At 54.4% G+C, this 5,231-nt stretch carries 3 protein-coding genes and 1 pseudogene; 3 read left to right on the top strand and 1 reads right to left on the bottom strand.

What is annotated here, in order from left to right; translation table 11 throughout:
* The 3 genes from AB7E14_RS20165 to pheP form a co-directional block, all read left to right on the top strand.
* Window positions 1-906: PQQ-binding-like beta-propeller repeat protein (locus tag AB7E14_RS20165; protein WP_428169856.1), on the top strand; the 906-nt coding region annotated here is incomplete at its 5' end.
* Between the two features lie 63 nt (window positions 907-969).
* On the top strand, window positions 970-3,153 hold the full coding sequence (locus tag AB7E14_RS20160; protein WP_316961929.1) for a TonB-dependent receptor: 2,184 nt from the start codon (window positions 970-972) through the stop codon (window positions 3,151-3,153).
* A 116-nt stretch (window positions 3,154-3,269) separates the two neighbouring features.
* Window positions 3,270-4,661, top strand: coding sequence for a phenylalanine transporter (gene pheP / locus AB7E14_RS20155; RefSeq protein WP_316961928.1), 1,392 nt, complete (start codon window positions 3,270-3,272; stop codon window positions 4,659-4,661).
* Between the two features lie 44 nt (window positions 4,662-4,705).
* On the opposite strand, the pseudogene AB7E14_RS20150 reads toward pheP, so the two are convergent.
* A pseudogene (locus AB7E14_RS20150) lies at window positions 4,706-5,231 on the bottom strand (miniconductance mechanosensitive channel); the annotation flags it as partial.

The following is a 5,231-nucleotide window of genomic DNA, read 5'->3' as shown; positions in this document are numbered from 1 at the left end:
GCCGGGGACGCGATGTATGTCGCCAGTGCCGAAGGCATTAAAGATGTTCAGGGCGGGGTGATCTACAAACTGGATGCCAAAACCCTAAAGACGATCGGTCGCAGCCACACGGATCTGAAAAACTTTGGTATGGCGATTTCGCCTGATGGCAAAACGGTGTACGTCACCAACTCGCTCGACGGTGGCCTGAGCGCGTTGAACACTGCGGATGGCAAAGTTAAAAATCGCGTCCTGTTTCCGGAGCGGAACGCGGAAGGTTTCCCGTATGGCGCTCGTCAGGTGTTGCTGCATAACGGCCTGCTGTATATCGGCGCGGTCGCCGATCCTGCGGTGATCTGGGTGGTTGATGCCGAAACGCTGAAGCTGAAAACGCGCATTAAAAATACGGGCAAATGGATGACCGGTCTGCACTACTCCGAAACGACCCAGCGCATCTACGCCGCGAATGGCGGTGGTGAAATCCTGGTAATCAACCCGCGTAACCAGCACGTTGAGAAACGCTGGAAGCCGCTGGGCGACAAGCCGGCGCTGTTGCTGAATATGGCGGAAGACCCACAAACCGGACGTCTGTTCGTGACCGATAACGCCAAAGCGAAAACCACGCTGGTGCTTGATATCCACACCGGCAAGGTGCTGAAGCAACTGGACGTTGGGGATTCTCTGGCGGTGACATTCAACGCCAAACGCAACGAAATTTACATCACCCAGCGTGATTCCGGGAAGCTGCTCAGTCTCAACGCGAGCGATTACAGCGTGAAAAAAAGCTGGGACCTGCCGCCGAATCCAAACAGCCTGTTGCTCTCTGCTGACGGCCAGACGCTGTATGTCACTGTGAAACAGAAATTTAATAAAGACCACTCAACCGATGCGCCGGACAGCGTTGTACGTATTGAGCTGAATAAATAATAAAAATCAGTCGGGGGACGGATGTTGTCCTCCGCCACATTGACTCTTTTTGATGGCATTCACATGAACAACACCAAAACTATTCTGGCGCTGACGATGGGCGCAATCTCTGGCTCGGCCTGGGCGGCAGACACCGCGAAAAAAGCGGAGGACACTATTGTGGTCCAGGCGACAACCCGAAATGATTTCAAACCGGGTGGCGACACGCCGCTGCCGGCGTTTCTTGATGGACAAGTCGCCAACGGCGGCAGACTCGGCATGCTCGGTCAACAAAGTGCGATGGACGTGCCGTTCAACGTCATCAGCTACACCTCTAAACTGGTTGAAGATCAACAGGCGAAAACCATCGCCGACGTCGTGGCAAACGATGCGGGCGTGCAGTATGTCCAGGGCTACGGCAACAGCGCGGAAAGCTTTCGCATTCGTGGTTTGAAATTTGACGGCGATGATATGACCTTTGGCGGGCTGTCTGGTGTTCTACCGCGTCAGGTGGTGGATGCGCAGATGGTGGATCGCATCGAAATCTTCAAAGGGGCAAACGCCCTGATGAACGGCGCCGCGAGTTCTGCCGTCGGCGGGATGATCAACCTTGAACCGAAACATGCAGGCGACATCCCGCAGGCTAAAGTCGGCGTGGACTACACGTCGGATTCACAGATTGGCACCACGCTGGATGCCGGTCGTCGCTTTGGCGACAACGATCAGTTTGGTGCGCGGGTGAATCTGGTCCACCGTGAAGGCGAAACCCGGATTCAGGACGATCGCCGTCGTACTACGCTGCTCTCCACCGGTCTGGACTACAGAGGCGATAACTTCCGCACCTCACTGGACGTGGGTTATCAGAAAAAAACCTTCCACGGCAGCCCAACCAGCGTCAACATTTCTCTGGTCGATTTCGTTCCCGCGCCGCCAAAAAATGACCGTAACTTCTCGCAGAAATGGGCGTATAGCGACATTGAAAACGAGTTCGGCATGTGGCGTAGCGAATACGACATCACTGACAACTGGACTGCCTACACAGCACTTGGCGCTCAGCACGCGCACGAGGAAGGTCTCTACAGCGCGCCGAAACTGCTGGATAAGAGCGGGACGGCCACCGCCAGTCGTCTTGATACCAACCGTATCAGCGACACGGTCAGCGGCATGGCGGGAATTCGCGGCAATTTCGCTACGGGCTTTGTCTCGCACAAGGTGAACGTTGGCTACTCGGCACAAAGCAAAAACGAAAAAATCGCGTGGAAAATGTCTAAAGCGGCGGATAACCCGTATACCAACATCTATCACAACCGTGGCGTTGACGCGCCGGCCAGTACTAACTCGAATGGTAAAGGCGGTAACTACAGCGATCCGTTGACCAGCGGGCGTACCCGGACTCAGGGCTGGTTGCTGAGCGATACGCTGGGCGTGCTGGATGACACACTGCTGTTTACCGTCGGGGCACGTCATCAGAAAGTGGTGATTCGGGGTTATGACAAAATCACCGGCGCGGAAAACGCCGCCGACGGTTTTGACGGTAGCCGCTGGATGCCAACTTACGGCGTCGTCTACAAGCCGTGGGAAGAGATATCTTTCTATGCCAACCACACCGAAGCGTTACAGCCGGGTAAAACAGCGCCCAACACGGTAACCAACTATGGTCAGAGCACCGGTATCGTCCATTCTAAGCAGAATGAAGTGGGCGTGAAGGTAGACTTCGGGCGTGTTGGCGGCTCGCTGGCGCTGTTTGAGATCAAGATGCCATCGGCAATTCTTGACAGTGAAACCAAACATTATGGTCTGGATGCCGAGCAGCGTAACCGTGGCGTTGAGCTGAACGTCTTCGGCGAACCGATGCTGGGCATGCGTCTGAACGCCAGCGCCACCTGGCTGCAAGCCGAGATGACCAAAACCAACAACGGTTTGAACCAGGGTAACGATGCGATCGGCGTGCCGAATTTTTACGCTGTGCTGGGTGCCGAGTATGACATCAAGCCGATTGAAGGTCTGACCGCTACCGCGCGCGTGAACCATTCCGGTTCTCAGTATGCGGATCTGGCTAATAGCAAAAAGCTCGACAGCTACACTACTCTGGATCTGGGTATGCGCTATCGCTTCGCGCTTAACCAGAACCAAAATCAGATGACCGTTCGCGCGGGCATCGACAACGTTACCAACGAAAACTACTGGGCCAGTGTTGATGATTCCGGCACGTACGTCACACAGGGGGAAGCGCGAAGCTTTAAAGTGTCCGTTGATTACGAGTTCTGAGTTCCACCTCGTTATCAGGGGCAAGGATGCCCCCTCCATTCCAGTGCCTTTAACTTGCTACCTCCAGCATGAAGTGTTAAAACGTGCCCCTTCTAAAAAAGAGACAGGGGTAGGGCGTGAAAGACGCGTCATCCGCTTCAGGCAACGGCCGTTTTGAAGCGTCGTCGGAACAGAGTCCGACGCTGCAACGTGGTTTGCAAAATCGACATATTCAATTAATCGCCCTGGGTGGCGCGATTGGTACCGGGCTGTTTCTCGGCATCGGGCCCGCGATTCAGATGGCGGGTCCAGCGGTGCTGCTGGGTTACGGCATCGCCGGGGTTATTGCCTTTCTGATCATGCGCCAGCTTGGCGAAATGGTTGTCGAAGAGCCGGTATCGGGTTCCTTCGCTCACTTTGCCTATAAATACTGGGGACCGTTTGCGGGCTTCCTGTCAGGCTGGAACTACTGGGTTATGTTTGTGCTGGTCGGGATGGCTGAACTGACGGCCGCTGGTATCTACATGCAGTACTGGTTACCCGAGGTTCCCACCTGGGTATGGGCCGCGTCCTTCTTTATCATCATTAACGCTGTCAACCTGGTGAACGTCCGTCTGTATGGTGAAACCGAATTCTGGTTTGCGCTCATCAAAGTGCTGGCGATCATCGGCATGATCGGCTTTGGTTTATGGCTGCTGTTCTCGGGGAATGGCGGTGAGCGGGGGACCATCGATAACCTGTGGCAGCATGGTGGTTTTCTGGCTACGGGCTGGAAAGGGCTGATTCTGTCGCTGGCGGTGATCATGTTCTCCTTCGGTGGGCTGGAACTTATCGGCATCACCGCAGCGGAAGCGCGCGATCCGCACAAAAGCATTCCGAAAGCGGTTAATCAGGTGGTGTACCGTATCCTGCTGTTCTACATCGGTTCGCTGGTGGTTTTGCTGGCGCTCTACCCGTGGGTGGAAGTGAAATCCGACAGCAGCCCGTTCGTGATGATCTTCCACGATCTGAACAGTAACGTAGTGGCTTCAGCGCTGAACTTCGTGATTCTGGTGGCATCCTTGTCGGTTTATAACAGCGGCGTATACTCCAACAGCCGTATGCTGTTTGGTCTGTCAGTCCAGGGCAATGCACCGAAGTTTCTGACCCGTGTCAGCCGTCGTGGCGTGCCGGTGAATTCACTACTGCTCTCTGGCGCGATCACTTCGCTGGTGGTGCTCATCAACTACCTGCTGCCGAAAGAGGCCTTCGGTCTGCTGATGGCATTGGTGGTGGCGACGCTGCTGCTGAACTGGATCATGATTTGTCTGGCGCATCTGCGTTTTCGTGCCGCGATGCGTCGCAAAGGGCGCGATACCCAGTTCAAAGCGTTGCTCTACCCGGCAGGAAACTATATCTGCATCGCCTTCCTGGCGATGATCCTTGTGCTGATGTGCACCATCGACGACATGCGTTTGTCAGCCATGTTGCTGCCGGTATGGGTCATCTTCCTGTTTGTTGCGTTTAAACTTTCTCGCAAAGTACGCTGAGAGGAAGCCGATCTCATTCGCGTAATGAGATCGGCGCTTTTGCGTTATCGTTGAAATACTCCCGCCAGCGAGCGAATATCGTTGCCCGTAGGTGACTGGTGAATGCGCAATCCAAACTCGTCCACGACAGCAAAAATATGGTCGAAAATATCGGCCTGAATGCTTTCATATTCCAGCCAGACAACGGTGTTGGTAAAAGCATAAATTTCGAGGGGGAGACCGTGATCGTCTGGTGCCAGTTGACGTACCATTAAGGTCATATCTTTGCGGATGCGCGGATGGTTGCGCAGATATTCATTCAGGTAGGCGCGAAAAGTCCCAATATTGGTCATCCGCCGATGGTTCAATACCGATTCCGGCGCATTCAGTTGTTGATTCCATTCATCAATCTCCTGATGGCGCGTCTCCAGATAAGGTTTCAGCAGGCGCGCTTTATACAGTTGCTGCTTTTCATCATCATCCAGAAAATGAATGCTGGTGGCGTCGATATTGATACTGCGTTTAATGCGCCGACCACCTGATGCCGACATGCCGCTCCAGTTTTTAAACGAATCAGAGACCAGCGACCAG

The organism is Citrobacter sp. (assembly GCF_050252275.1).
In the GTDB taxonomy this organism is placed as follows: Bacteria; Pseudomonadota; Gammaproteobacteria; order Enterobacterales; family Enterobacteriaceae; genus Citrobacter_A; species Citrobacter_A amalonaticus.
This window is presented reverse-complemented; position numbering and strand designations above follow the sequence as displayed.